General features: G+C 59.9%; 22 protein-coding genes. 8 read left to right on the plus strand and 14 right to left on the minus strand.

All coding sequences use genetic code 11. The annotated features are described in order from the left end of the window. Positions 1 to 41: 41 nt before the first annotated feature. From RUI03_RS10050 to RUI03_RS10065, 4 genes are read left to right on the plus strand one after another with little or no spacing between them, the layout of a single operon-like run. Positions 42 to 608: a shikimate kinase gene (locus RUI03_RS10050; protein WP_410795941.1), complete on the plus strand. Its 567-nt coding sequence runs from the start codon at positions 42 to 44 to the stop codon at positions 606 to 608. Continuing rightward, positions 605 to 1,705, plus strand: a complete 1,101-nt coding sequence (aroB, locus tag RUI03_RS10055) for a 3-dehydroquinate synthase (protein ID WP_317287325.1) — start codon at positions 605 to 607, stop codon at positions 1,703 to 1,705. The genes RUI03_RS10050 and aroB overlap by 4 nt, the downstream gene beginning before the upstream one ends. Before the next feature lie 5 nt (positions 1,706 to 1,710). Then, on the plus strand, positions 1,711 to 2,970 hold the full coding sequence (locus RUI03_RS10060; RefSeq protein ID WP_317287326.1) for an HlyC/CorC family transporter: 1,260 nt from the start codon (positions 1,711 to 1,713) through the stop codon (positions 2,968 to 2,970). Positions 2,971 to 2,975: 5 nt separating this feature from the next. Then, on the plus strand, positions 2,976 to 4,262 hold the full coding sequence (locus RUI03_RS10065) for a TCR/Tet family MFS transporter (protein WP_317287327.1): 1,287 nt from the start codon (positions 2,976 to 2,978) through the stop codon (positions 4,260 to 4,262). On the opposite strand, the gene RUI03_RS10070 is transcribed toward RUI03_RS10065, so the two are convergent. After that, positions 4,259 to 4,531, minus strand: a complete 273-nt coding sequence (locus tag RUI03_RS10070; protein WP_317287328.1) for a BolA family protein — start codon at positions 4,529 to 4,531, stop codon at positions 4,259 to 4,261. The genes RUI03_RS10065 and RUI03_RS10070 overlap by 4 nt on opposite strands. 129 nt (positions 4,532 to 4,660) lie before the next feature. Between RUI03_RS10070 and RUI03_RS10075 the strand changes: the two genes are divergently transcribed. Then, the gene (locus RUI03_RS10075; protein ID WP_317287329.1) at positions 4,661 to 5,272 is read left to right on the plus strand and encodes a J domain-containing protein; all 612 of its coding nucleotides are present in this window, start codon (positions 4,661 to 4,663) and stop codon (positions 5,270 to 5,272) included. Positions 5,273 to 5,303: 31 nt separating this feature from the next. Here the strand turns inward: RUI03_RS10075 and RUI03_RS10080 are convergent, their stop codons facing one another. From RUI03_RS10080 to RUI03_RS10090, 3 genes are read right to left on the minus strand one after another with little or no spacing between them, the layout of a single operon-like run. Then, a complete protein-coding gene (locus RUI03_RS10080) occupies positions 5,304 to 5,825 on the minus strand; it encodes a DUF421 domain-containing protein (RefSeq protein ID WP_317287330.1) in 522 nt (173 codons plus the stop codon). Positions 5,826 to 5,877: 52 nt separating this feature from the next. Further along, entirely contained in the window at positions 5,878 to 7,731 is a 1,854-nt protein-coding gene (gene feoB, locus RUI03_RS10085; protein WP_317287331.1) for a ferrous iron transporter B, read from the minus strand. Continuing rightward, positions 7,728 to 7,961 (minus strand): FeoA family protein, encoded by a 234-nt coding sequence (locus RUI03_RS10090; RefSeq protein ID WP_317287332.1) that lies wholly within the window; start codon positions 7,959 to 7,961, stop codon positions 7,728 to 7,730. The genes feoB and RUI03_RS10090 overlap by 4 nt, the downstream gene beginning before the upstream one ends. A gap of 124 nt (positions 7,962 to 8,085) precedes the next feature. On the opposite strand from RUI03_RS10090, the gene RUI03_RS10095 reads away from it, so the two are divergent. Beyond that, the gene (locus RUI03_RS10095; RefSeq protein ID WP_317287333.1) at positions 8,086 to 8,259 is read left to right on the plus strand and encodes a DUF2256 domain-containing protein; all 174 of its coding nucleotides are present in this window, start codon (positions 8,086 to 8,088) and stop codon (positions 8,257 to 8,259) included. Further along, the gene (locus RUI03_RS10100) at positions 8,240 to 8,971 is read left to right on the plus strand and encodes an SDR family NAD(P)-dependent oxidoreductase (protein WP_317287334.1); all 732 of its coding nucleotides are present in this window, start codon (positions 8,240 to 8,242) and stop codon (positions 8,969 to 8,971) included. Before RUI03_RS10095 ends, RUI03_RS10100 begins: the two co-directional genes overlap by 20 nt. Before the next feature lie 3 nt (positions 8,972 to 8,974). On the opposite strand, the gene RUI03_RS10105 is transcribed toward RUI03_RS10100, so the two are convergent. From RUI03_RS10105 to RUI03_RS10130, 6 genes are all read right to left on the minus strand, one after another. Further along, the gene (locus tag RUI03_RS10105) at positions 8,975 to 9,325 is read right to left on the minus strand and encodes a YdbL family protein (protein WP_317287335.1); all 351 of its coding nucleotides are present in this window, start codon (positions 9,323 to 9,325) and stop codon (positions 8,975 to 8,977) included. Positions 9,326 to 9,336: 11 nt separating this feature from the next. Then, on the minus strand, positions 9,337 to 9,540 hold the full coding sequence (locus RUI03_RS10110) for a YnbE family lipoprotein (protein ID WP_317287336.1): 204 nt from the start codon (positions 9,538 to 9,540) through the stop codon (positions 9,337 to 9,339). Positions 9,541 to 9,626: 86 nt separating this feature from the next. After that, the gene (locus tag RUI03_RS10115) at positions 9,627 to 12,443 is read right to left on the minus strand and encodes a YdbH domain-containing protein (protein WP_317287337.1); all 2,817 of its coding nucleotides are present in this window, start codon (positions 12,441 to 12,443) and stop codon (positions 9,627 to 9,629) included. Positions 12,444 to 12,573: 130 nt separating this feature from the next. Then, positions 12,574 to 13,995, minus strand: coding sequence for an efflux transporter outer membrane subunit (locus tag RUI03_RS10120; protein ID WP_317287338.1), 1,422 nt, complete (start codon positions 13,993 to 13,995; stop codon positions 12,574 to 12,576). A gap of 15 nt (positions 13,996 to 14,010) precedes the next feature. Further along, a complete protein-coding gene (locus tag RUI03_RS10125) occupies positions 14,011 to 17,184 on the minus strand; it encodes an efflux RND transporter permease subunit (RefSeq protein WP_317287339.1) in 3,174 nt (1,057 codons plus the stop codon). Between the two features lie 19 nt (positions 17,185 to 17,203). Then, on the minus strand, positions 17,204 to 18,436 hold the full coding sequence (locus RUI03_RS10130; protein ID WP_317287340.1) for an efflux RND transporter periplasmic adaptor subunit: 1,233 nt from the start codon (positions 18,434 to 18,436) through the stop codon (positions 17,204 to 17,206). Between the two features lie 141 nt (positions 18,437 to 18,577). Between RUI03_RS10130 and RUI03_RS10135 the strand changes: the two genes are divergently transcribed. Then, positions 18,578 to 19,165 (plus strand): TetR/AcrR family transcriptional regulator, encoded by a 588-nt coding sequence (locus tag RUI03_RS10135; RefSeq protein WP_317287341.1) that lies wholly within the window; start codon positions 18,578 to 18,580, stop codon positions 19,163 to 19,165. 2 nt (positions 19,166 to 19,167) lie between these two features. Here RUI03_RS10135 and RUI03_RS10140 read toward each other — a convergent pair whose 3' ends face one another. From RUI03_RS10140 to RUI03_RS10155, 4 genes are all read right to left on the minus strand, one after another. Beyond that, positions 19,168 to 19,596, minus strand: coding sequence for a response regulator (locus RUI03_RS10140; RefSeq protein WP_317287342.1), 429 nt, complete (start codon positions 19,594 to 19,596; stop codon positions 19,168 to 19,170). Then, positions 19,581 to 21,899, minus strand: coding sequence for an ATP-binding protein (locus tag RUI03_RS10145; RefSeq protein WP_317287343.1), 2,319 nt, complete (start codon positions 21,897 to 21,899; stop codon positions 19,581 to 19,583). Before RUI03_RS10145 ends, RUI03_RS10140 begins: the two co-directional genes overlap by 16 nt. Positions 21,900 to 22,105: 206 nt before the next feature. After that, positions 22,106 to 22,633, minus strand: coding sequence for a YfiR family protein (locus RUI03_RS10150; RefSeq protein ID WP_317287344.1), 528 nt, complete (start codon positions 22,631 to 22,633; stop codon positions 22,106 to 22,108). An 11-nt stretch (positions 22,634 to 22,644) separates the two neighbouring features. Further along, positions 22,645 to 24,684: a TonB-dependent receptor plug domain-containing protein gene (locus tag RUI03_RS10155; protein WP_317287345.1), complete on the minus strand. Its 2,040-nt coding sequence runs from the start codon at positions 24,682 to 24,684 to the stop codon at positions 22,645 to 22,647. Positions 24,685 to 24,742 lie beyond the last annotated feature (58 nt).

The following is a 24,742-nucleotide window of genomic DNA, read 5'->3' on the forward strand; positions in this document are numbered from 1 at the left end:
AGCGGTCCGCTATCAGGCAGAACCAGCAGAGCGTAATGACCATGATCCCGAGTTTAAGTCGTGTCCCCACTGTCAGATTAACCAAACCAATCGTGCTGGTCGGGCTGATGGGGGCTGGCAAGACGACGGTGGGACGTCGCCTGGCCCAACGGCTGCGGGTCCCGTTTTTCGACGCCGACGAACAGATCGAAGAAGCGGCCAACATGCGGGTGTCGGACTTTTTCGAGACCTATGGCGAGGCCGCCTTCAGGGATGGCGAGCGTAAAGTCATTGAGCGACTGCTTGATGGACCGGTCCATGTTCTCGCGACCGGTGGCGGGGCTTTCATGAATGAGCGGACCCGTGCGTTGGTGAAGGCGCGGGCGCATTCGGTCTGGCTCAAGGCTGATCTCGACCTCCTCGTCAAACGGACATCGAACAGAAACACCCGGCCCCTTCTGCGCCAAGGCGATCCTCGCGAAATTCTTGGCCGTCTTCTGAAAGAGCGGGAGCCGGTCTACGCCCTCGCCGATTTCACGGTCAGCAGCATGGAAGGCCCCCACGGCCGCACTGTCGATCGCATCCTGAAGGCGCTGAACGCCCACCAGAAAGCCGGAAAGGCCCTATGACCCTGACGACTGTTCCTGTCTCTCTTGGGACGCGAAGCTACGACATCCATATTGGTCGCGACGCCCTTTGGGGCTGTGCCGACGCCCTGCGCCATGTGATCGGCAGGGGGCAGGCCGCTATTGTCGCGGACGAGACCGTCTGGGCAGCCCACGGACAGCGCCTGATCGACGTGGTCGGCGATGTGCCGCTGATCACGGTGCCGCCCGGTGAGGCATCCAAGAATTTCGAGCAATATGCCCGCGTCAGCGAGGCGTTGCTGAAGGCCGGCGTCGGCCGCGACGGCACGGTGATCGCCTTTGGCGGCGGCGTCGTGGGTGATCTTGCCGGATTTTGCGCCTCGACGCTTCGCCGCGGCAGCCAGTTTGTGCAAATCCCGACCACATTGCTGGCGCAGGTCGACAGCTCGGTCGGCGGAAAAACGGCCATCAATGCCAAAGCCGGCAAGAACCTGATCGGCGCCTTCCACCAGCCGGCGCTTGTCATCACTGATCTGGCGTTTCTCGATACCCTGCCTGAGCGGCAGATGCGCGCAGGCTATGCCGAAGTGGTGAAGTACGGGCTGTTGGGTGATGCCGACTTCTACAGCTGGCTCGATCAGAACAAGGATGCTGTGCTGGCGCGCGACGATGCGGCGCTGACCCACGCGATCAAAATTTCGTGCGAGATGAAGGCCGAGATCGTCGCTGAAGACGAAACCGAAAAAGGCCGCCGTGCCCTTCTCAATCTTGGGCACACTTTCGGACATGCGCTGGAAGCCGTGTGTGGCTATTCGGACCGCCTGCTCCACGGCGAGGGAGTCGCGGCCGGCATGGCCATGGCATATCGCTATTCCGCTGCACACGGATTATGCGCCACCCAGCATGCACAGGCCGTTACCCAGCATCTGCGTGCCACGGGGCTGCCCGCTGGTCCCCTCGACATAGAAGGCCTGTCGACCGACGCCAACGAACAGCTCGCCCTGATGTATCAGGACAAAAAAGTGGAGGGCGGCGCCCTCACCCTGATCCTCGCGCGGGATATTGGCGATGCGTTTGTGGCCAAGAATATCGACCCTGCGCCCCTTCGTGACTTTCTCGCTCAAGAGCTGCAAAGCTGAACACCATGACCCTTACAATCATACTCATCGCAATATTGCTGGCCATCTCGGCCTTTTTCTCAGGTTCGGAGACCGCTCTGACGGCGACGTCCCGCGCCCGCATGCGCTCACTGGAAAACCGGGGATCCCGCCGGGCCGCCGCCGTTGTCAAGCTGACTGAAGACAGGGAGCGGCTGATTGGCGCGATCCTGCTTGGAAACAACCTCGTCAACATCCTTGCTTCGGCCCTGGCCACCAGCCTTTTCGCGTCCCTCTTCCCTGGCGGCTATGGCGTGGCAATTGCCACTGCGGTGATGACGATCCTCGTGCTTGTTTTCTCGGAAGTGGCGCCGAAGACGGCCGCTATTGCCCGGGCCGACAATTTTGCCATGTTCGTCTCGCGGCCGATGCAGATCATTGTACGGATCTTCGCCCCGGTCACGGCGGTAATCCAGTACATCGTCCGGGCGACCCTTCGGATGATCGGGCTTGATGTGTCTGCGGCGCAGTCTGTCCTGTCCGCCCATGAGGAGCTGAAAGGCGCCATCGACCTCCACCATGAGGAGGGCCAGATGGAAAAAGAGGCTCGCGACATCATCCGCGGTGCGCTCGAACTCGACGACATTTCGGTCGAGGAAATCATGGTCCACCGCAAAAACATCGAGATGCTGGATATTGATACGCCAGCGCGTCAGATCGTGGAGACCGTGCTGAAGTCAAAGCACACCCGCATCCCCTTCTACCGCAACGACCCTGATGAAATCATCGGTGTGCTGCATGCCAAGGACCTGCTGCGGGCCCTGTGGGCGCACAATAACGACGTCTCCAAGATCGACATGGCCGCTCTCGCCATGGAGCCGTACTTCGTCCCGGAGACGACAACGCTTCAGGAACAGCTCGATGCCTTCAAGGCGAACCAGCAGCACTTTGCCCTGATCGTCGACGAGTATGGCTCGCTGCAGGGTCTCGTCACTCTCGAGGACATTCTTGAGGAGATCGTCGGGGAAATCGAGGACGAGTATGACGCGCCTGTGCAGGGTGTTCATCGCCAGCCCGATGGCGGCGTGATCGTCGATGGCGATGTCACGATCCGCGACCTGAACCGCATCACAGACTGGCGCCTGCCCGACGAGGAAGCTGTGACAATTGCGGGCCTTGTCATCCATGAAGGGCGCTGTATCCCCGATGTGGGCCAGCGATTTGCATTCTTTGGCTATCGCTTTCAGGTCCTCAAGAAGCGGCGCAATCAGGTCACCTCTCTCAAGATCACGCCGCTGGAAAGCTGATTGTGATGTTCAGACGCGCCCCAAAGCCCGATGGCCGCGCCCTGCTGTTTGTGTTTCTGACGGTGTTCATGAGCATGATCGGGATGGGGATCATCATCCCCGTCATGCCGGAGCTGATCATGTCCCTGACCGGGCGGTCAGAGGCGGATTCGGCGGCACTGAACGGCTATCTGCTGTTCGTCTATGCCGTGATGCAGTTCATCATGTCGCCCATTCTCGGCGCGCTGTCGGACCGGTTCGGGCGCCGACCTATCCTCCTGCTCTCATTGCTCGCCTACGCACTCGACTACCTGTTGATGGCGCTCGCGCCGACCTATGCGCTGTTGTTCCTGGGACGGATGTTGTCGGGCGGATTTGCCGCAACCTACGCAACGGCCAATGCTTTCATCGCCGACATTTCCCCGCCTGAGAAACGTGCCGCCAATTTCGGCTTGATGGGTGCGGCTTTTGGCCTTGGCTTCATCATCGGGCCTGCGATCGGCGGTTGGGTCGGCAGCTTTGATCCGCGCTACCCCTTCCTGCTCGCCAGCGCCGTGGTCTTTGCGAACCTCCTGTTCGGCTACCTCGTCTTTCCGGAGACGGTGACGGCAGAGCGTCGTCGTCCGTTCCAATGGCGCCGCGCCAACCCACTGGGGGGCCTTATCAGCGTGTCCAAGCACAAGGTCGTGTTCGGTGTTCTGATGGCGTACTTTCTGATGCAGTTCTCCCACCATGCTTTGACGGCCGTCTGGGCCTTTTTCGCCAAAGCCAAATATGGCTGGGACGAGGCGCAGATCGGCTGGTCGATCTCCTATGTGGGGCTGACCGCAGCGTTCATGCAGGGCCTCGTTGTCCGAAGGACGATTCCGCAGATCGGGGAAACCCGGGCCGTCATCATCGGCATCGCCGCGATGTCGGTTTCGATGGTGGGATACGCGCTCTTCTCCCCCAACTGGATTGCGCTTCTGGCCTGGGTCACGCTGGGCTCTGCTGGCGGCTTCATGATGCCGGGGATGCAGGGGATCATGTCCCGCGCCACGCCTGCTGATTCTCAGGGTGAGCTTCAGGGCGCGATCGCCAGCCTGATGAGCCTGACCATGGCCTTCAGTCCGCTGACCATGACCCAGATTTTCAAGCACTATGCCGACCGCGAGGGCGCGCCGGACTTTCCCGGTGCCCCGTTTATTGTCAGCGCGATCATTCTGCTGGTGGCGCTGATCCCGTTCGCCTGGGCCATGCGGCAGGTGCCGCCGAAAGCCGAGAGTGCGGACAAGCGGGGCATGGACCCGGCGGCGAAACCTGCGACGCCTTAAGCGGCTTCTTGCGGCGTCAGCGTCTGCAGGGACAGGGCGTGGACCGGCCCTGCCAACTCGTCTGCGAGCAGTTCGTTCACACGACGCTGGCGATCGACCCGCGAGAGGCCATCAAAAGCAGCCGAAACAATACGCACGCGGAAATGTGATTCGCCGCCATCGGGGGCACCAGAATGCCCCGCATGCAGATGGGATTGGTCCACGATCTCAACGCTCTGGGGACTGAGGCCCTGCTCCAGTTTTTCACGAATTCGTTGAGCAACCGCCACCACAATCTCCCATTAAAAATAACCGGTTAAACAGCGCGCAAATGGGATTTCTGTCAAGTCTGTTTCCGCCAGCAAACCCACCCCATAATAGTGTCCATGCCTCCTGAAGATTACAAATATAAGCCGCGAATGGGCTTTGATATCCGGGTCAAGAATGCCCGCGGAAAGAAGGCCGCCCCGCGCAATCGCGCCAGCGCCAATGCCCGTGAATGTGAACAGCCTGGCTGCGAGGAAGCCGCCGAAAGCCGGGTGACCAAGTCGCCCGAAGCCCTGGATGAATTCCTGTGGCTGTGCCCTGCCCACGCGCGTGAGCACAACAAGAACTGGGACTATTTCGCCGGCAAGAGCGAGGGTGAAGCCACCAAGATGCGTGAGCAGTCACGCTACGGCGATCGTCCGACCTGGACCATGGCCAAGAACGGTCGCGCCTCGGCTGCCGCCCGCGCGGCGATGGGCGGTGCCCAGGACGAGGTCGAAAGCCAATTGGGTTTCTCCGCCCGCTCGACACCGAAAGACGATGGCGTCTATCGCGACGGTCGTCGTCTGACGCGGCTACAGGCTCAGGCGTTCCGGACGCTCAATCTCAAGCCGACCTGTACCAGTGCAGAAATCCGCAAGCGCTATGCGGAGCTGGTGAAGCGCTTCCACCCTGACAGCAATGAAGGGGATCGGAGTGCCGAGGCGCAGCTGCAGGAGGTCATCAAGGCCCACCAGCTGCTGAAGAAAGCCAACTTCATCTAGGGCGCATGGTGGCGGGCATCTCGCCCTCCCCTCACGCCCCTTTCACATCCTTGAGCACCGCGGCGGGACCGAGCTTGTCCACGCCGATTGCGGTGATCGTCCCGTCGGTCTCGAGGATCATCGCCCCAATCTGATCGAGCGATCCATAGCCGTTTTCCCGCGCCGCCGAGATCAACTCCGTGCGGCTGACCCGTTCATCTTTAAGCGCTTTTTCGATGATCTGCCCATTGCGATAGAGAAGACGCGGTTCGGCTTTGATCACGTCTTCGACCGCAGAAAAGCGGGTCGAAAAATATGTCACGGCCAATTGCAACAGGACCAGCACAGCGATGGCCATCAATCCCTGGGCCAGCACAACCTCTTTGGACAGGAGCATGGTCGCCAGAACCGAGCCAAAGGCGACGGTGATGATGAAGTCGAACATGTTGAACTTGGACAATGTGCGCTTGCCGGTTGCCCGCAGCATGACGAGGATGCCGACATAGCCCGTCACGCCAATGATCAGCGTGCGTAGCAACGGCGCCAGGCCGTCATAGAACACCGGTTCAGTCAATTGCAGCTCCCATCTTCTTCAAGAAGAACGGGCCGGGTGCGACAATCGTTCCCTAACCGGCGATGGCTGTCGCGGTCCAATAGGTCACGCCGGCGGCGATATACGCAAGCACGGTCAGATAAATGACCATGAACCAGGTCCATTTGGCCGAGTTGGTCTCCCGCCGGGCGACCGCAATCGTCGAGATGCATTGGGGCGCAAAGACATACCAGGCAAGGAAGGCGAGAGCGGCGGGCATGGTCCATTCGCTTTGCAGCACATCTGCGAGGCCTTGTGTGTTCTCGTCTGCGTTCTGCACCGCGTAAACGGTACCCAAAGCGCCGACCGCCACTTCTCTTGCCGCAATGCCGGGCACCAGAGCGATGACCATTTCCAGCGTGAAGCCGATGGGTTTGAAGATGGGTTCCAGCACGCTGCCCAGCCGTCCAGCAAAGCTCTCGCGCAATGTGTCTCCAGGATAGCTGACGAGAAACCACAGGGCGACGGTCACGCCAAAGATCATCGTGCCCGCACGCTTGATGAAGATGGCCACCCGACGCCACAGGCCAAGGGCCAAGTCTCTGAATTGGGGGGCCTTGTAGGTCGGCAGTTCCATCAGAAGGGTCTGTGTGCCGCCCTTGGTCAGACTGCGCCGTAGCAGCCACGCCACAAGGATCCCGCTGATGATCCCGGCCACATAAAGCCCGAACATGACAAGGCCCTGATTGTTGAATGGCCCTACATGGCCCCGCGGCACAAAAGCGGCAATCAGTACCGTGTAGACGGGAATACGCGCCGAGCACGTCATGAGTGGCGCCACGAGAATGGTCGTCAGCCGGTCTTTCTCATTGTCCAATGTGCGCGCGGCCATCATGCCGGGAATCGCGCAGGCAAAGCTCGACAGCAGGGGAATAAACGCCCTGCCGTTCAGACCGGCGCGCATCATCAGCTCATCCATCAGGAACGCGGCGCGCGCCATATATCCTGTCATTTCGAGCAGCAGGATGAAAAAGAAGAGGATGACAATCTGCGGCAGGAAGATGATCACACTGCCCACCCCGGCAATGACACCGTCAATGACCAGCCCCTTGAACCAGTTGTCGGGCAGTATCCCCGACACGGTATCTGACAGCAGACCGACGCCGCCTTCGATCCAGCCCATGGGCAGTTCCGACCAGGCAAAGACCGCTTGGAACACCATGAAGAGAAGCGCGGCAAGAAGGATCGGGCCGAAGATCGGGTTGAGCACCACGCTGTCCACCTTGCGCGTGAATCTGTTCAGTCCCGGCTCCTTGACGAGGGCCTGGTCAGCCATGGCCTTGGCCGCCGCTCCATCGTCCCGCAATTCTGGCAACGCGACGGCCCCGCCAGCGGCAATGGCTTTAAGCAAGCCCTCCCGGCCTGCCTTGCGCGGCGCGGTGGTGGGCACGACCGGAACGCCCAGCAGCTTGGACAGCATATCGACATTGATATCGAGGCCGTCGCGCGTGGCGATGTCATACATGTTGAGTGCGACGATTGTGGGCTGTCCCCGCTTCAGCACCGACAGAACGAGCGGCAGATGTCGGCGAAGCTGGGCCGCATCAACGACGCAGATAATCAGATCTGGCGCTGGCACGGCCGATGACTGGCCATCAAGAACCTCAAGCGCGACGCGGGCATCGGCGCTGCGCGGACGCAGGCCCATGACGCCGGGCAGGTCGACAAGATTGGCCTCCCCGCCACCGGGCATCGCCATCCGCCCCTCGCGCAACTCCACGGTGACACCGGGATAATTGCCAATTTTCGCGTTACCGCCAGTCAGGCCGTTGAACAGTGTCGATTTACCGGCATTGGGCGGACCGACGAGCGCAATGGTCGTCCCGGCGCGATGGTGGACGTGCTCGTGGTCAAGCGGGTCATCGGTGATGGGCTCAAGAACGGTCATGTGCGCTCCACCATGATCGCGGTAGCTTCACGGCGCCTAACCGCCACGATCGCGCGCCCGACCCGGACGGCCAGTGGTGTGCCGCCAATGGCCCCACGTTCCAGCAATTCGATGACCTCGCCGACATGAAATCCAGCATCGGCAAGATCAGCGATCAGGGCATCATCGTCTTCATTGATCGTGGCGATGCGGCCGGTTTCGCCGCGACGAAGTTGGTGCAAGGGGGTCATGACATTCATGGGGTCTCAAACCACAGTTGCGAATGGTTTGCAATTGCCGTAGCGATCGTTTTCGCTGGCATCGCGACGTGCTGTCACGTCGCCGGCCTGCCCCGTCGGCTCTATTTTTGTGATCATGCGCCGCGCCGGAAAAACCGTCTCCAAATCTGATTTGCCTGAGAAGGACTGCCTTCATTGTGGTCGCCCCTTCACGTGGCGCCGCAAATGGGCCGCGGTGTGGGACGAGGTCCGGTACTGCTCGGACCGCTGCCGACGGGAAAGGAAATCCAATGGCTCTTCAATCGTTTGACGCCCCGATACATGCCGCCATTTTCGGCATGGGGGGCATCGGCCAGGCCTTTGCCCACCACCTTGCTGGTGACCCAGCGGTTGAAGGCGTGCACTGCTTCTCGTCCCGAGAGCTCACGTCGAAAGACAAGATAACCGCCCATCATTATGATCCACATGATGAATCGAGCATTGCCCAAGCCGTCTCATCAATTGCGGATACACCGATCAATCTGGCGATCGTGACCATCGGCACCTTGCATGGCGACGCATTCGGGCCCGAGAAGGCAATGCGGGATCTGGATAGCGACACGTTCCTGAAGCTGATGCAGATCAACGCCCTCATTCCCGCCCTGATCGGCAAACACCTGCTACCGCACTTCAAAAAGCGCGACCGTGCGATCTTTGCCGCCTTGTCGGCGCGCGTCGGCAGTATCAGCGACAATCGTCTTGGAGGATGGCACAGCTATCGGGCGTCAAAGGCGGCCCTGAACCAGCTGGTCCGCAATATGGCAATCGAAATCGGCCACCGGAATGACAACGGTATTGCCGTGACATTGCATCCGGGCACTGTGGACACGGGCCTGTCTGCTCCGTTTCAGAAGCACGTTCCAGAAGGAAAGCTGTTCACGCCGGACTATTCAGCCGGCGAGATGCTGAAGGTCATCGACGGCCTGACGCCCGACGATAGCGGCAAGTGCTTCGACTACGCTGGAAAACCCGTCATCCCTTAAGGCTCAGGGGACGAGAACCCATTCCTGCTTCTCATTCTGGACGCAATGACCAGACGGCGCGGAATTGATCAGTTCCTCCGCCGTTGCCGCAGCAGCGATGGCTGGCGTCACGCCATTGCGGGAGGCGAGGCTGTCGTAGGCGGCGCTGCGCTTCTGATTGATCTCACGGACCGAGCGGCGCAGGGCGTCGCTGGCGGCCTTGTCGTCGATGACCCCCAGATAGCCGTCGATACGCTCGCCAACCACGCAATCGGACTTGGCTTGCTCGATAATGGCAGGTGCGGCGACCACATGGGTCGCGAACAGGGCCATCGGCAGAACGAGCATGGCTTTCAGCAGACGATATTTTTTCATGGACGGCCCTCCTAGAAGATATCGGGATTGGACTGAATCAGGTCCTCAACATCCTTGTCGAGCCGGACACGCACGTCCTGTTCGATCTTGACGTTGAGATTGATCTCGATCGGCTTGTCAGGCGCCTGCACCTTCACCGTGGCGCAGCCGGACAAGAGAGCAATACCCATCATGCCTGTCAGGGCGACCCATGGTCCAACGGTCTTGCGCATCATCCGGTCCATCCCTTCGACTTTGTTGGCTTTACCATGCCATTGATGGCGGCAAAGGGAAAGCACTCTCAGCGCGGCTGAGCATTCATTCATTCGGTGGTTGCTGAGGCCTTGGCCTGCTCTCTCGCGCGCTCGAGCTGCAGGCGATAGTCGGTCGACAGGCGTGCCTGGTCGATCAATGTCAGCAGCGGCACTTCAATGCGCGCCCGCAAGATCACAGGCGCTGTCACCGCCTGCTTCACCCGTCTGTCAGAAGGCGTGACTTCGCTCGAGCCTTCAAACTCGAATGCGAAATCCAGATCGCCGTCGAGACGACCGTTGATGTCGGCGGCAAAGGTCTTGAAGTGCAGCTCCTCGAGCACATCAAACGCCAGCTTGGCGCTGTCATTCGCCTGACCTGCAGCAGCGGCCTGACCTTTATATCGGATGACGCCGGGGCCGGTCGATGCGAGCCGTCCATTGACGAGCCGGATCTCGAAGTCATCGATCCGCAGGGGCAGCTGGCCCGCCACCGCGCCCTCACCCGACAGGCCCGGCACGTTAAGCAGCGCCAGAGCCTCGGCGATGCTGACATCCTTGGCGGTCAATAGCGCGTCGGTCGTGCCGTCGAACGCGATATGGGTATCACTCGCGCTGATCTCGCCGCCGAGCCAGGGAAACACAGCCTCATGCACGGTTACCGTATCATCGCCCGGCACCGTCAGGCGGATGCGGCCGCCATCAAATTTTACCGCCCCCAGATCAATCCGGTCGAGGGTCAGACGCTGTTCCCCGTCGCTGGTGATTGGGGCCAAGCTGGAAAGATTGAGTGTTCCGGTCAGTCCCCGCGTCTCCTTCACAACCACACCCGGCCCCCGGAACGACACCCCGTTCAGGACGATATTCGCACCGGACTTCAGTTCGTCGCCGGTCCAGTCGAGTTCCACACGGGCATCCACACCGCCCGTTGCGCCGGACACGATACCGCGCAGAGCGGGCACGATACCGGCAGGCTGCAATCCGCCAGGCGCGAAGGTGAGCGCACCCGTGGCAAAGGCGCCCTGGCCGCCGCCGGTCGACAGATCGTGCTGACCCGTAATCCGCCCAAGAGGCATAGCGCTGGCCGTCTTCACATCCAGCGCCACATCGATCAGGTCCGACTTCAGGCGAACCGGCCCCGTGACGCTGATCGGGTTGAAACGCGGCGTCTCCTGCGCATCGGCTATATCGACCTGACGCAGATTGATCTGACCGACCACGCCCTCCGTCTGCAGATCAAGCGCCGCGTCACCGCGCACCGCCGAAATCTCGACGATGTCACCATAACGGGCCACTCCCCCGCGCAAGGTTGCTGTCACGCGCGCTGGCTGTTCGCCGACCGGTCCTGTCAGCTGGGTGCCCAGCGATATGTTTCGGGCAATGGCTTCCGTGCCGCCAGCCAGACTGACCGTCCCCATGCTGAGCGATGAGCTCGTCCGATAGACCGGCGCGTCATTGACGCTGTAGGTGAAAATCGGCGCCTCACCTGCGGGACAAAGACGAATTGTCTGGATGGTCGCAACCCGTCCCTCGGCACCGTCGGCCAAAAGGCGCGGCACGGTCAGGCATCGGCCCGGCAAGGTGCCGACCGTATAGGTCCCGGCCGCGAGATCCCCGCTGATCAGGAGCGGAGCGTCGAGGCGCGCCGCGCGAAAACGGTACGTCCCTGCCCGCGCATCAAGCCCCTCCATGCCCAAATCTGCGTTCAGGGCGAGTGTGTCACCAAGAAGGTTGCCGCTGGCACTGACCGACACTGCGCCTGTCTGACCCGGCCCGACGGTCAACCGGTCGAGCCGCCCCTCTGCCGTAAACGTGATCGGCTGCCCCGGTCCCATGGCGACCTCGCCTGACAGATGCCCGGAGGCTGGCGGCGTGGTGAAGGTAACAGCGCCTGCTATGGCCGTGTTGTCGCCATCGGAAGTCAGGAAGGGTCCCGCCGAGGCCGGTAATAACCGCAGTGCAAGCTCGGCCCCATCGGTGACGACGAGCCCCGTATTGCCCAGGGTCACCGACAGCCTTCCGTCCGCTGCATCCGCCGAAACGCTGCCGGAAAAGTTGAGGACCGACGGCGTGGCCCCGACAGCTGCAAGACTGGATGTCAGCGGCGCCAATAGCGGGCTTGCCGAAAGGCTGACGTCAGCGCTTTGCAGTTCCAGTCGCGCCGCGGCCGTCACGTCCGCATCGGAGCGAAGCACGTTGTTCAAGACCAACTCCCCGTCCAACGCGATGTCATCAATGGCAAGGTCCGTCCGGCGGAGGCCCGTCTCACCGTCCAGGAGAAACGCCACCGAGCCATCAGGCCGCAGATCGGCGCTGCCCTTGAGCGCGGTATCGACGAGCTGCAGCCGTTCAAGACCGGCCCGGGCTGTCTTGCCACTGACCTCGAACGTGCCCGTGATATCCTGAAGCAGTTCGCCCTTCGCGATCATCTCGGCTTCGCCTTCCGGCGTGAGCAGTCGCACATCGACCCGTTCGATCCGCAGCGCATCAAGAGGCAGTGACGTCGGCGGCAGCGTGTCCTCGCCATCCCCGCCCGACCAGGTAAATCCGCCAATCGTCAGGCGACCTTCCGGTGAGAGGCGTGCCGTCATTTGGGCCCGACTGATCACAATGTCGTCGACCCGGCGCTCCTTGACGGCCTCTTCGATGTCGTAGGAGACGATGATATCCGCCGTGAACGCTTCGGGGCCTGTGCCGCCCGTCAGCTTGAGCGTCAGGCCCCGAGGTCCGAGGCGCCCGACATCGACCTGCGGGGTATCAACGCCCACATCGGCCATCTGGTCTTCAATGATTTCAGCGAGAATCTTGCCGCGTGCGAGATAGGCGGAGCCTGCCAGGATCGCGACGATCGCCAGCAGCACGAGGAAGATCGTGACGCCAATCTTCACAGTCGTAATCCTCCCGTATCCACACGCGCGCCCGCCGCTGCCGTCACACTCGGACAGCTCAGCGCCGGACACAAGTCATGAGAGGATGTAAGGGCAAAACAGAGCGGGACGACCAGCGCCCCGCCCGGCCTTAATTCGAAGCCACCGGCGTGGCACCACCGACGGCCAGATAAAGCGCTACGGCATTGCTGGCGCGTTCGGCCCGCGCCGAAATCAGGGCCTGCTGTGCCTGATACACCTGCCGCTGCGCATCAAGCACGGACAGGTAATCAGACACGCCGCCGCGCAGGCGTTCCTCGGAAAGGAACTGGGCCCGTTGGGCGGCTTCGGTCAGACGTTCCAAGGCGGCAATCCGCTCATCAATCGTGGCAGCCACCGCCAGGGCATCTGCCGTTTCGCGGAACGCATTCTGGATCGACTTCTCATACTGCGCGAGGGCGATGTCTCGCTGGGTCTTGGCCAGACGCAGGTTCGACCAGTTGGCACCGCCCGCGAAGATTGGCAGCGAAATCTGGGGCGTGAAGCTCCAATAGCCTGTGCCGTCCGAGAACAGACCATCAAGGTCTGTACTCGCATAACCCGCACTGCCCGTCAGGCTGATGCGCGGGAAAAACGCTGCCCGGGCTGCACCGATATTGGCATTGCGCGCCATCAGTGTCCGCTCAGCGGCCTGCACATCGGGGCGCGTAAGAAGAATATCCGACGACTGACCGACTGTCAGATCGAGCCGCAACGGCGTGAAATCGTCTGCCGCCCGGTCCAGAAGGTCGTCCGAAACAGGCGCGCCGGTCAGCACCATCAAGGCGTTCAGGCTCTGCCGACGCTGGGCTGCAAAACGCGCCCGATCGGCCTTGGCCTGCTCGACACTGGTCACGGCCCGCTGGTAGTCCAGATCGTCGGCGACACCCGCATCAAAAAGCGCCTTGGTCAGTTCAAGCGATTGTTCCTGACTACCGGCTGTTTCCTCAGCCAGCTGATAAAGCCGGTTATTGGCCACCAGATTTAGCCAGCCATTGGCCACCGACGCGATCAGCGACAGCTCCGCCGCGCGGGCGTTTTCTTCTTGTGACAGGTAGGACTGCAGGGCCGCCCGGTTCAGGCTTGTCACCCGACCGAACAGGTCAAGTTCATAAGCCGTGACAGCCAGTTGCGCGCGCGCCTGATCCGTCGACAGCGTTTGCGCAACGATCGGGTCGACATCGGGATCGTCATCGTCCATCAGCCCCTGCTCGGTCTGGGAGACCGAAGCAGACAGCGACGGGAAGCGCGCCGACCGGGTAATGCCGAATTGCGACCGCGCCGCCTGAACATTTAGCATCGCCACCCGCAGGTCACGATTGTTCTCAAGCGCTGTCTCGATCAACTCGGTGAGAGCCGGTGACGTCACCACCTGGCGCCAGTCGACACCGGTTACATCAATACCGTCAGGCGCATCGCCCTCAGGCAGGACTGACGGGACCGGCGCATCGGGCTGCTCATAGCGCGGGGCCATGGTGATGCAGCCCGAAAGGGTCAGGGCGCTGGCAGAGACCAGCAGAATGCGTGACAACATTTTCCTCAACCTCTCTTACGCGGCCAGTGCGGCCCGTTGGCTGGGCTTCATCAGGGGTTTGGCCCCCGTCAGCTTACGGATCAAGACATAGAAGAGCGGCGCAAAGAAGACACCGAACAATGTCGAGGCAATAACACCGCCCAGCACAGCCGAGCCGATGGCGATCCGGGCAGCAGCCCCAGCACCATCACTGAAGGCCAGCGGAATAACACCAAAACCAAACGCCAGTGATGTCATCAGGATCGGACGGAACCGCATACGGACCGATTCCATGGTCGCCGTCATCAGGTCCTTGCCTTCTTCCTCAAGCAATTTGGCGAATTCGACGATCAGGATGGCGTTTTTCGACGCCAGACCGATCGTTGTCAGCATGCCCACCTGGAAGAAGATGTCATTGGCAAGACCACGGAAATAAGCCGCAATCAACGCTCCGATAATCCCCAGCGGCATGACAAGCAGCACCGAGAACGGCACCGTCCAGCTTTCATACAAGGCCGCAAGACACAAGAACACGACGAGCACGGACATCGCATAAAGCAGCGGTGCCTGGGCGCCGGACGATCGTTCTTCTTCGGACAAGCCGGTCCACTCATACCCGATGCCGTTTGGCAGCTGGGCGATCAGTCGCTCAACTTCCATCATGGCTTCACCGGAACTGTAGCCGGGCGCAGCTGCCCCTTGCAGGTTCATTGCAGGCACGCCGTTGTAGCGTTGGAGCTGCGGCGAGCCGTAGTCCCATTCCATCGTCGTGAAGGCACTGAGGGGGATCATTTCGCCCGCGCCGTTGCGAACGCGCAGCTGGGCAATGTCTTCAGGCATCATCCGATGTTCGGCATCAGCCTGAATGAAGACGCGTTTGATCCGGCCACGGTCAATAAAATCATTGACGTAAAGGCCGCCAAGCGCCGTCGAAAGCGTCGAGTTCACCTGCGACAGGTTCAGGCCGAGGGCCTGTGCCTTTTCCGCATCGATCTGGACACGGAACTGAGGGTTATCCTCCTGCCCGTTTGGACGGACGCCCGTGATCACGCTGCTCTGCCCCGCCATACCAAGGAACTGGTTACGGGCGTTCATCAGGGCGTCGTGACCAAGGCCACCGCGGTCCTGTAGATAGACGTTGAACCCGCTCGAGTTGCCCAAGGACTGGATCGGTGGCGGCACGATGGTGAACGCCATGCCTTCGGTGAAGCTGGAGAAATAGCCCATCGACCGTCCGGCCACGGACTGGACGTCCTGACCCGGCTCGGTCCGCTCTGACCAATCCTTCAGACGAAGGAAGGCAAGACCCATATTCTGCCCCTGCCCCGCAAAGGAGAAGCCGGCAATGGTGAACAGGCCTTGGACGGTGTCCGTTTCTTCGTTCAGAATGTAGTTGCGGATATCACCCAGCACCTCGTCCGTCCGCTCCAGGGTAGCGAGCGGCGGCAGCTGGACGAGCGAGATTGCACCGCCCTGGTCCTCATCTGGCAGGAACGAGGTCGGGATGCGGGTGGACAGCAATGCCGCCATCCCAAGGAGCAAGGCAAAGACGCCCACGAAGATCCACCGGCGACGGAGGATGCGTCCGACCATCCGCTCATATCCGTTGGTCATGGCGGTGAAGCCGCGATTGAACAGCGCCCCGCCGCGGGCAAACACATTCCCGCTAGAGCGCTTGGGCGCATCATCACCAATCGGGTGGACATCCTTTGGCCGCAACAGCGTCGCACAGAGCGCTGGCGACAGGACAATCGCCACCACAACCGACAGGATCATGGCAGACACGATCGTGATCGAGAACTGGCGATAAATGACACCGGTCGAGCCCGGGAAGAACGCCATGGGCACGAACACAGCCGACAGCACCACGGCGATACCAATCAGCGCGCCGGTGATCTGATCCATCGATTTGCGGGTGGCCTGGCGGGGGGAGAGATGATCCTCTTCCATCACACGCTCGACATTTTCCACGACAACGATCGCATCATCGACGAGCAGGCCGATGGCCAACACCATGGCAAACATGGTCAGCGTATTGATCGAAAACCCGAAGGCGAGAAGCGTCGCAAACGTCCCCAACAGAACGACGGGCACGGCGATCATCGGCACCAGCGTCGCCCGGAAGTTCTGCAGAAACACCAGAATGACGATAAAGACGAGGAAAATGGCCTCAATCAGTGTCTTCTGAACTTCGTGGATCGATTTGTCCACGAATGGGGTCGTGTCGTAAGGATAGATGATCTCCATCCCTTCGGGCAGCGTTGCCTCAGCCAGCTCTTCAACCCGCTGACGGGCGGCTTCGGCCGTGTCGAGGGCGTTCGCACCGGACGCCAGCTGGATGGCGAAGCCGGAAGCCGGATTGCCGTTCCACTTGGCGATTGTACTGTAGTCCTCGGCGCCAATCTCGACGCGCGCGACATCAGCCACTTTCACGGTGGCACCGTCAGCCGTTGTCTTGAGGAGAATGTTTTCAAATTCCTCAGGGGTCGTCATCAGCGACTGCAGGGTGATGGTTGCTGAAATCTGCTGACCTTCAATACTCGGAGAACCACCAATGGCACCCGATGAGACCTGCGTGTTCTGTTCGCGGATAGCGGCTGTCACGTCCGCAGGCGTCAGACCGAACTGGGCCAGCTTGTCCGGTTCAAGCCAGATCCGCATAGCGTATTGAGACCCGAAAAGACGCACGTTTCCGACACCATCGAGACGGCTGATCGGATCGACCAGTGCAGAGCGGGCATAGTCGGCAACATCGGTCTGGTTGTAGCGTCCATCCGGTGACACGATACCGACGATCAGCAGGAAGCTGCTGTTCGACTTGGTCACGGTCACGCCCTGGCGCTGGACCTGTTCAGGCAGGAGCGGCGCGGCCTGGGAGAGTTTGTTCTGGACCTGCACCTGCGCGATGTCGGGATCGGTACCCGCTTCGAAGGAAAGCGTGACGGAGCTGGCCCCCGACGAGCTTGAGCTCGATGAGAAGTATTTGAGCCCATCGAGACCCGTCATCTGGCGCTCGATGACTTGCGTCACCGAGTCCTCGACAGCCTGCGCCGAGGCGCCGGGATAGACCGCACTCACCGTGACGCTAGGGGGTGCAATTTCAGGGTACTGCTCAACGGGCAGAAGCCGAAGGGCGATAATGCCCGCGAGCATGATGACGATCGCAATCACCCACGCAAAAACGGGGCGTTCAATAAAAAACTTGGCCATACTGTCCTCTTGCGCGTTCTTATTCGGCCGCTGAGCTGGCGACTGCGCCGCCCTGGCCGCCATCTGGCGCGTTCACCACGGTGACCGGCATGCCGGGCCGCAGCATCTGCAGGCCGGTGACGATAACGTCTTCCCCTGCCCCAAGGCCGTCGGTGACAACCCAATTTCCGCCCTGCGCCTGTTCAACCGTCAGGATACGCTGTTCGGACATCCCCTCGGCAGTAGCGACAAGCGCGTATGCTGCCCCGTTCGGCGCGCGCATCACGCCCGCCTGTGGAACCAGCACGGCATCCGCAATCTCGCCAACCGGCAGGCTGGCACGAACAAACATGCCAGGAAGGAGGAAGCCGTCCGGGTTCGGCACAATCGCGCGCAGAACAACCGTCCCGGCGCTCTCATCAACGCTCACTTCGGAAAAGGCCAATTGCCCCTGATGCTCATAGGCGGAGCCATCTTCCAGAATGACATTCACGGGCACTTCGCGGGGATCAGCGCCGACCATGTCGGTCCTGGCAAAATGCCGCTTCCACTTCAAAACATCCGCAGCTGAGGCGGTCATGTCCACATACAGCGGATCGAGCTGGCGGACCGTCGCCAGAGCCTGCGCCTGGTTCTGTGTCACCAGCGCGCCTTGCGTCACCGTCGAGCGACCAATCTTGCCGCTGATCGGCGCCTTGATTGTCGTGCGGTCGAGATTGATTTGCGCCTGAACGAGAGCGGCCTGTTGCATCGCCACGTCGGCCGCAGCCTGCTTCGCCGCCGCATCGGCTTCATCCGCCTGTTGCCGGCTGACAGCGTTGATATCGACAAGCCCTTTCAGACGGTCAGCATTCTGCGCTGCGACCTGGGCGTTCGCCCGGGTGCGCGCGAGGGACGCTTTTGCACTGTCGAGGGCCGCCTGATATTCGCTGGCGTCGATCTGATAGAGGGGGTCCCCCTCTTCCACGTTCTGACCTTCTTCGAAAATCCGCTTTTCGATGAGCCCGGAAACCTGAGGCCGGATCTCGGAAACCGCATAGGCGCGCGTACGGCCCTGCAGTTCTGCCGTGATCTCGACGGCCTGAGGCTGGACATCAACGGTAGTGACGCGGACACCCTGAGGGGCACCGCCGCCTGGGGCGCCCTGCGCCGCTTCATCCCCGCCGCAACCCGCAAGCGCCGCCGACATCAGCATCACCGATGCTATCACCCCGCCCCGCCGCGCCTGGCCATTTTGGCGAGACCACGTGTTATCCCCGAAAAGCATTTTCATTTTGAATAACCTCACCCCTTGAACTGTCAGGGGAATATCCTGTAACACTAGAATGAACGTTCGATCTAAACATATTGAGCGGTTTGTCAACATGATGCGCTGCACAATACCGCGTCGGAAATAAAAAAAGTAAGGACCCTGATGGGAATCTCTGACTGGACCACACGTGAAGCCTGCTCTCGGCAAGATCAGGTACTGCAAGCCGCCGCTCGCTGTTTTGTGGAGGAAGGCTTTCACGGGGCCAGCATGTCGCGAATTGCCAAAGCCGCGAAGATGAGCCCGGGCCATATTTATCACTACTTTGAAAGCAAGGAGGAAATCATCAAGGCGATCGTCCAGCGGGACGAAGAAGGCGCCTGCGATTTCCTTGAGCGGTTCCGGTCCTATGGGCCAGATGAACTGGCGGATCAGCTGGTGGGTTGTGTCATTGACGGCGTCAAAGGCAACACGGACGCCTTCCACTCGCTCCTGACGCTCGAGATTCTGGCGGAGGCGGCGCGCAACCCCTCAGTACGCGAAATTGTGGCAGATGTGGATCGCAAGTTCCGGCGCGGCATGGCCGATATGCTGGAAGACCGCCTGGGTCTCGAAGATGCATTGATGCGGGTGGAAGCCGTGTCCGCACTGTTCAGTGGGCTGACCATCCGCGCGATCCGCAACCCCGATCTGGACCTCGAACGACTGACCTCCCAGATCCAGAAGGCCCTGCGCGCGCTGCTGGAACCGTAAGCCTAGCTTGCCGTCGACACGCCCGCCCCAGACGAGGAGGGGCACGCCGCAGTATCGGCGTAGATCGCCCGCAGGTCATCCGCAATTGTCATCGGGTCGAACGGCTTGGGAATGACCCCCGCGGCGCCCATTGCCATATAGGCTGCCGTCTCGTGGGTCTGGACCTTGGCCGTCATGAACACAATCGGTACATCGGCGATCGAAGGCATCTTGCGTAGGCGTCGGAACGTCTCCGGACCATCCATGCCTGGCATCATGACGTCCAGCAGGATCATCTGCGGCTCAAAGGTTTCAGCCACCTCTAGCGCGGCAGCCCCGGATGGACAGTGCACCACCTCAAAACCACCAAGATCACGCAGCGCCATCAGCGTCACTTCCCAGATCATTTCGTCATCTTCGACGTAAAGAATGGAATTTAGGCCGCTTGCCATGATGTCGTCTCCGCTGTGCTGTCAGGGCTGCAGGTCGGCAGGTCGATAATGAACGTCGTACCCTGCCCCTCCTCGCTCTGGAAATGAATGGCGCCATTGAGCGCTTCAACGATCGTCTTCGTGATACTCAACCCCAAACCGGATCCGCCGGTCGCACGCGTGGCTGAGCTGTCAGCCTGCGCAAACCGCTGGAATATCCGCTCTCGGAACGCAACAGGGATGCCCGGCCCCCGGTCAGTGACCTTGATCCGAACTTTGTCATCTTCCAGCGCGTCGACCTCAATTGCAACCGTTTCACCGCGTGGCGAAAATTTTGCAGCGTTGGAAAGGAGATTGACGATAGCCTGATTCAGCCGGCTGGGATCGACGGAACAGTAGACGTTTGAAATTGAGGACGTCACCTTGAAGGTGACTTCGTTGTCTTCGCCAAGGCTCATATGGCGATCTACAATGTCCTTCACCAAAAGCGAGATGTCACCGGGTTCGGGATGGAACATCAGCTGACCAGCTGAAATTTTTTCAAGGTCCAGAATGTCATTGACGATCTTGCCGAGCCTGTTGACGCTGAAAATCGAAATATCGAGCAGACGCTGCTCCTTGTCACCAATCTGCCCACTGAGTTTTTGCCCCAAGACCCCCAGAGATGCCCTGATGGAGGTCAGTGGTGTGCGCAGTTCATGACTGACTGTCGAGACGAACTCATCCTTGACGGTATTCATCTCGGTCCGTTCCGTCACATCCCTGACAATCATGGTGTAAAGAATAGCCTCCCCCACATAAAGTTGGCTCACCGAAAACTCCGCAGGGAAAACGGTGCCGTCGGAGCGCCGCCCTTCGAACTCCCGGGCTACCCCAAAGCTGCGCGTGATATCGGTTGCCGCCAGCAATTCCCGGCCGGTGAGAGTCTCATCCAACTCGTTTCGGTCGAGCAGCAGCGCCACATGCTCGCCCAGAGCCTGCTTGATCGTATAGCCAAAAATTCGTTCCGCCGCCGGATTATAGGCCGTGATGTACCCATCGCGATCAATGGTAAGGACACCATCGACAACATTGTCAAAGATCGCGCGGACCTTGCCCTCGCTGTGGATGAGATCTGCCGCCATGGTTTCAAATGCCGACGCGAGCTCACCGATTTCATCGGAACGGTCCGTTGGTAAGTCCAGTGGCCCGCCGTCCCGGCTGACGGCGCGGACACGCCGCGTGATCTGCTTGAGCGGCTCGGTCATCCGAGTGGCCACAAGCGCTGTCGCCACAATGGCGAGCGCCGCCAGCAGAATAGCAAACAGGATTGCTTTGCTCTGCGTCGTGCGGGCTGCCGCAAACAGGGCGTCCTGTGGCACACGGACAGACACAACCAGGCGGGTTTCATTCACGTCCTCGGCGATCGGCACAACGACAGAAGCAACGATATTATCGGCATGCTCCTTTCGCCATTCCGCGACATCACGACGGCCAGGAGACACGCTCGCCGCCTCGCGGTCGCCGGGGTTCAGCGTTGCATCAGCGAACTCGAAGCGGGAGATGCGACCGTCGTCGAACATTTCGATGTGATTGCCGTCTTCGTTCGTGACCAGAATATTGCGGCGGATTTCCAGCTGTCGCAACCGTGTCGTAAGCATCACGGCGTAATTCACATTGACCACAATAATGCCGTCGGCTCTACCGGCACTGTCAAATACCGGCACAGCAACGCGCAGTGTCGGCAACAGATTGTCGTCGAGATCGCCGAACTCGCGGTTATAGGTGACCTTCGAGAAATAGGTTTTGCCCTGCGGGAGGGTCATTGCTTCTTGGAAATAGGGTTCGTTCCCCTTTTCCTGTAATTGTTGTCCCCGGACGAATTCAATCTCACCATCAGGCAAACGATTGACGCGAACAAGTTCCCGTCCATTGTTCGCCGCCCCGATATACCGCACTTGAGTATAGGCAGGTCGCGCCTCCATCATGGAGGAAAAGATGGTCTCGAGCCGACGGGTCCACATTTCCGTCGAAGAGCCGTCAAGCGGGTCCACATCCCCATACGCGGTGCTGCGGCGAATGCCGTCCACTGGCGGCATTCTGGCGATGACTTCGACATCCTTATCGATCTGCTCGTAGGCGGACCTGAAGGCGACGGCGACGAGGGCTGATTCGTGGGCCACGCTTTCCCGTGCCATCTCGTAGGAAGCGTTCGACATATTGGTGATGAAGACGATGCTAAGAACAGCGGAGGTGACAAGAGATATGACGCTGGACAGGATAATGATCTTCAGACGCAAGGATGCGTGGAGATGTGACCCGATTTTTGACAGCACACGATGCATCCACAACCCCTATTCCGTCTTTAGCGCCTGTTGGCCGGCACCTTCACGAACGGTCAGTCTATAAGAAAATAGTTGAGGACACAATTTCTGATTGCGGCGTGTTTCATTTTCAATTTACAGGTTGTGTTTACCCTATGGCAATCATGCGTATCGCGGCAAAGATCCATCTGAATTTATAGGACAATTCGTACGCGACAATGAGCGATTTACCGGCCAATGACTTCGTCAGCCAACGGCATCACCTTTGAACTGATGTGAAGGTCGGCGCCGCGGGCCCGCTCTGCGTTCACCGCAAATTTCACCTTGCCGTCGCGATAGTAGATTTCGATGATACCGTCCCTCTTCACAAAACCATCGGGCATGCCGACGGTCAATGTGGATGTGCTGACATGAGCGAGGCGCGCGGCGCCGCTCGTGGTGATCGCGATGGCGACCTCACAGTCGGGCAATCCGTCATCTAGGAGATCTGAGCGGTAGCGGATCGTCAGTGAACCAGCCTGTCGACCGTCCAACGGCAAAAGAGCATGATGAATATCGGCCTCTTCGAGCAGACAGATGTCGAGATATCCATCGGTCACGGCCGCAGATGGCCATTCCACGAAACGCACGAGATTATAGATCAGTGCTGCACTGACTTTATTTTCGGCCTCACCCATGGCCGCGAGCGACGAGCCCGTCATGGCCGCAATCAGCCAGGGGAAGGTCGCAACTTTGTGGAAACGATGAATACGCATCACACCGCCCCTTAAAACCGCACGGCGGCTTTAAGGAAAACGCGCCTTTCGGCAATGCTGGGGGGGCCTGTCTCATAAACAGATTCCGTTTCCAGACGTTCATCATCGTTGAGCTGCTGCCCAAGCAGTGAAATTTCAAGGCCATCAGTCGGTTGCCAGCCCAGGCGTGCCGACACATCCCAGAAACCGTCCACGGGAAGATCTTTGCCGTCCGTACTCGACCGATAGGCGATACGGGTATCAAACGTAACATTTTCGGTGACCGTCGCGAAGGATTCGAGGGCAAATTTATGTTTCGCCGTTTGACCATCTCCGGGCACCGCATTCACATCCGCCAAACGGATGGGCGCATCGACGTCGAGATCAAGATAGGAGTACTGTGTCCGGAGACGCCAGCGATCAGACATCAGCAAATTGATCGCGATTTCCGCCCCCCTTCCCTCAGCTTCTGCAGCATTGGCATTCAGCGTCGGGACAATATAAATGGGACTTCCGTCGTAGATTTCGATGAACGGCTCGGCCTGGACCGTCATGGCGAGGTTATCGTATTTGTTATAGAAGGCGGTAAGGTCGAGGGAGAGTTTGTCGGACATCATTTGCCGATAGCCGACCTCAAACGTCGTCAGGTCCTCAGTAGAAATATCATCTCCGGTGCCAACAAAAACGACAATCGGCAGAGGGGACATATATTCAGGATCGAACGGCTCAATGCGATATAGATAGATGCCAAGATCCGTATCCACCCGCGATGGTGTGCGGACGGATCGGGAGACCCCGCCCCAGAGATTGGCCGAGGGAGAAACCCGCCACAAACCGCGAAGCGACGGCTGGATTTCAAATCCCGAAACGTCGTTTTCCTCGAATGTGGATCCCACAGACAGGAGGAACCGACCATCTGCGAGATTCCAGCTTGACTGCAGGATGGCACCGTAATTTGTGGTCTTGCGGCTCGCCGGATCGAACGCCACACCTCGGCTATTTTCGACCATACTGTCGTCTGTTTTCAGATAGAAGCCACCTGTTATTTCATGCCCCCCATCGAGGACGGCAAAAAGATCGGCGCTCAAATCCGTGGTCGTGTTGGTGAACTGGCCACCGCTTTCATAGCGTTCAGAGCGCCCATGGGTCGCCGCCATGCGCAATATCAGATGCTCCGTCAGCGTCCGGTTCCAGGTGCCAAAGACATTCCATTCCGTGGCATCGCTATCTGCGACATAGGCCTGTGACGGATCATAGGGGTTGGGCGGTGAAAGGACGGTCTGATAGAACTGATTCGTCGTGATCGCCGCTGAGAGCATCACTTCATCCTTGGCCGTTGGTCTTGTATCCAGGCGAAAGCCCGCATGATCACGGATGAAATCTTCATCGGCACCGACGGACCGTAGCTCACTACGCGTTGTGACGGCCAGGGGTGTGTTCAGCTCCCTGCTTGCAAACAATCGCAAGGAGGTATCGTCACCCAGCGCGAAGCCTGTCCGGCCCGCAACGCGGTAGTCACCCTCAGCCGACAGATCAGCGACGGCGAGATTGCCAATCCCCTCCTCGCCCGTTTTGGTAATGATGTTGATGACACCGTTGGTCGCATTCGGACCCCAGATTGCAGCGCCAGGTCCGCGAATGATCTCTACCCTGTCAATGTCCTCAATGATCGTCGTGGCTGCATCCCAGAATACCCCAGCGTAAAGCGGCGAGTAGACGGAGCGCCCATCAATCAGGACCAGCATCTTGTTGGCAAATCGGCCGTGAAAGCCGCGGATGGAAACGGCCTGTGTGCCGTTGTTCAGACGCGTGACATCCACACCCGGCGCCAGTTTGACAATATCAGGAATGGTGCGGGCGCCTGACCGCCGAATATCATCCGCCGTGATGACATAGGCGGATGCCGGCGTATCCTGTACCGACTGGGCCGTCTTCGAGACAGAGCTGACCTCCACATTCAGGAGCTCTTCAAGCGACATCTCCATCAGGTCGTCATTCGTACCACGGGCCAGCGCGGTTGACGCCATGACAGCGAGGGAACAGACAGACAGGGAATTACGCAGCAGTTTCATATTCACATCCTTGAATACGAAAGTCTGTAAACCATCATGCTTAATATTCAGTTGGACC

The sequence above is a fragment of the Parvularcula sp. LCG005 genome (assembly GCF_032930845.1).
GTDB lineage: Bacteria > Pseudomonadota > Alphaproteobacteria > Caulobacterales > Parvularculaceae > Parvularcula.

What these genes read in the sequence shown, in the direction of transcription:
- RUI03_RS10050 (WP_410795941.1), top strand. Translation starts at nt 42, where the DNA reads ATGATCCCGAGTTTAAGTCGTGTCCCCACTGTCAGATTAACCAAACCA.
- aroB (WP_317287325.1), top strand. Translation starts at nt 605, where the DNA reads ATGACCCTGACGACTGTTCCTGTCTCTCTTGGGACGCGAAGCTACGAC.
- RUI03_RS10060 (WP_317287326.1), top strand. Translation starts at nt 1,711, where the DNA reads ATGACCCTTACAATCATACTCATCGCAATATTGCTGGCCATCTCGGCC.
- RUI03_RS10065 (WP_317287327.1), top strand. Translation starts at nt 2,976, where the DNA reads ATGTTCAGACGCGCCCCAAAGCCCGATGGCCGCGCCCTGCTGTTTGTG.
- RUI03_RS10075 (WP_317287329.1), top strand. Translation starts at nt 4,661, where the DNA reads ATGGGCTTTGATATCCGGGTCAAGAATGCCCGCGGAAAGAAGGCCGCC.
- feoB (WP_317287331.1), bottom strand. Translation starts at nt 7,731, where the DNA reads ATGACCGTTCTTGAGCCCATCACCGATGACCCGCTTGACCACGAGCAC.
- RUI03_RS10090 (WP_317287332.1), bottom strand. Translation starts at nt 7,961, where the DNA reads ATGACCCCCTTGCACCAACTTCGTCGCGGCGAAACCGGCCGCATCGCC.
- RUI03_RS10095 (WP_317287333.1), top strand. Translation starts at nt 8,086, where the DNA reads ATGCGCCGCGCCGGAAAAACCGTCTCCAAATCTGATTTGCCTGAGAAG.
- RUI03_RS10100 (WP_317287334.1), top strand. Translation starts at nt 8,240, where the DNA reads ATGGCTCTTCAATCGTTTGACGCCCCGATACATGCCGCCATTTTCGGC.
- RUI03_RS10105 (WP_317287335.1), bottom strand. Translation starts at nt 9,325, where the DNA reads ATGAAAAAATATCGTCTGCTGAAAGCCATGCTCGTTCTGCCGATGGCC.
- RUI03_RS10110 (WP_317287336.1), bottom strand. Translation starts at nt 9,540, where the DNA reads ATGATGCGCAAGACCGTTGGACCATGGGTCGCCCTGACAGGCATGATG.
- RUI03_RS10120 (WP_317287338.1), bottom strand. Translation starts at nt 13,995, where the DNA reads ATGTTGTCACGCATTCTGCTGGTCTCTGCCAGCGCCCTGACCCTTTCG.
- RUI03_RS10125 (WP_317287339.1), bottom strand. Translation starts at nt 17,184, where the DNA reads ATGGCCAAGTTTTTTATTGAACGCCCCGTTTTTGCGTGGGTGATTGCG.
- RUI03_RS10130 (WP_317287340.1), bottom strand. Translation starts at nt 18,436, where the DNA reads ATGAAAATGCTTTTCGGGGATAACACGTGGTCTCGCCAAAATGGCCAG.
- RUI03_RS10135 (WP_317287341.1), top strand. Translation starts at nt 18,578, where the DNA reads ATGGGAATCTCTGACTGGACCACACGTGAAGCCTGCTCTCGGCAAGAT.
- RUI03_RS10140 (WP_317287342.1), bottom strand. Translation starts at nt 19,596, where the DNA reads ATGGCAAGCGGCCTAAATTCCATTCTTTACGTCGAAGATGACGAAATG.
- RUI03_RS10145 (WP_317287343.1), bottom strand. Translation starts at nt 21,899, where the DNA reads ATGCATCGTGTGCTGTCAAAAATCGGGTCACATCTCCACGCATCCTTG.
- RUI03_RS10150 (WP_317287344.1), bottom strand. Translation starts at nt 22,633, where the DNA reads ATGCGTATTCATCGTTTCCACAAAGTTGCGACCTTCCCCTGGCTGATT.
- RUI03_RS10155 (WP_317287345.1), bottom strand. Translation starts at nt 24,684, where the DNA reads ATGAAACTGCTGCGTAATTCCCTGTCTGTCTGTTCCCTCGCTGTCATG.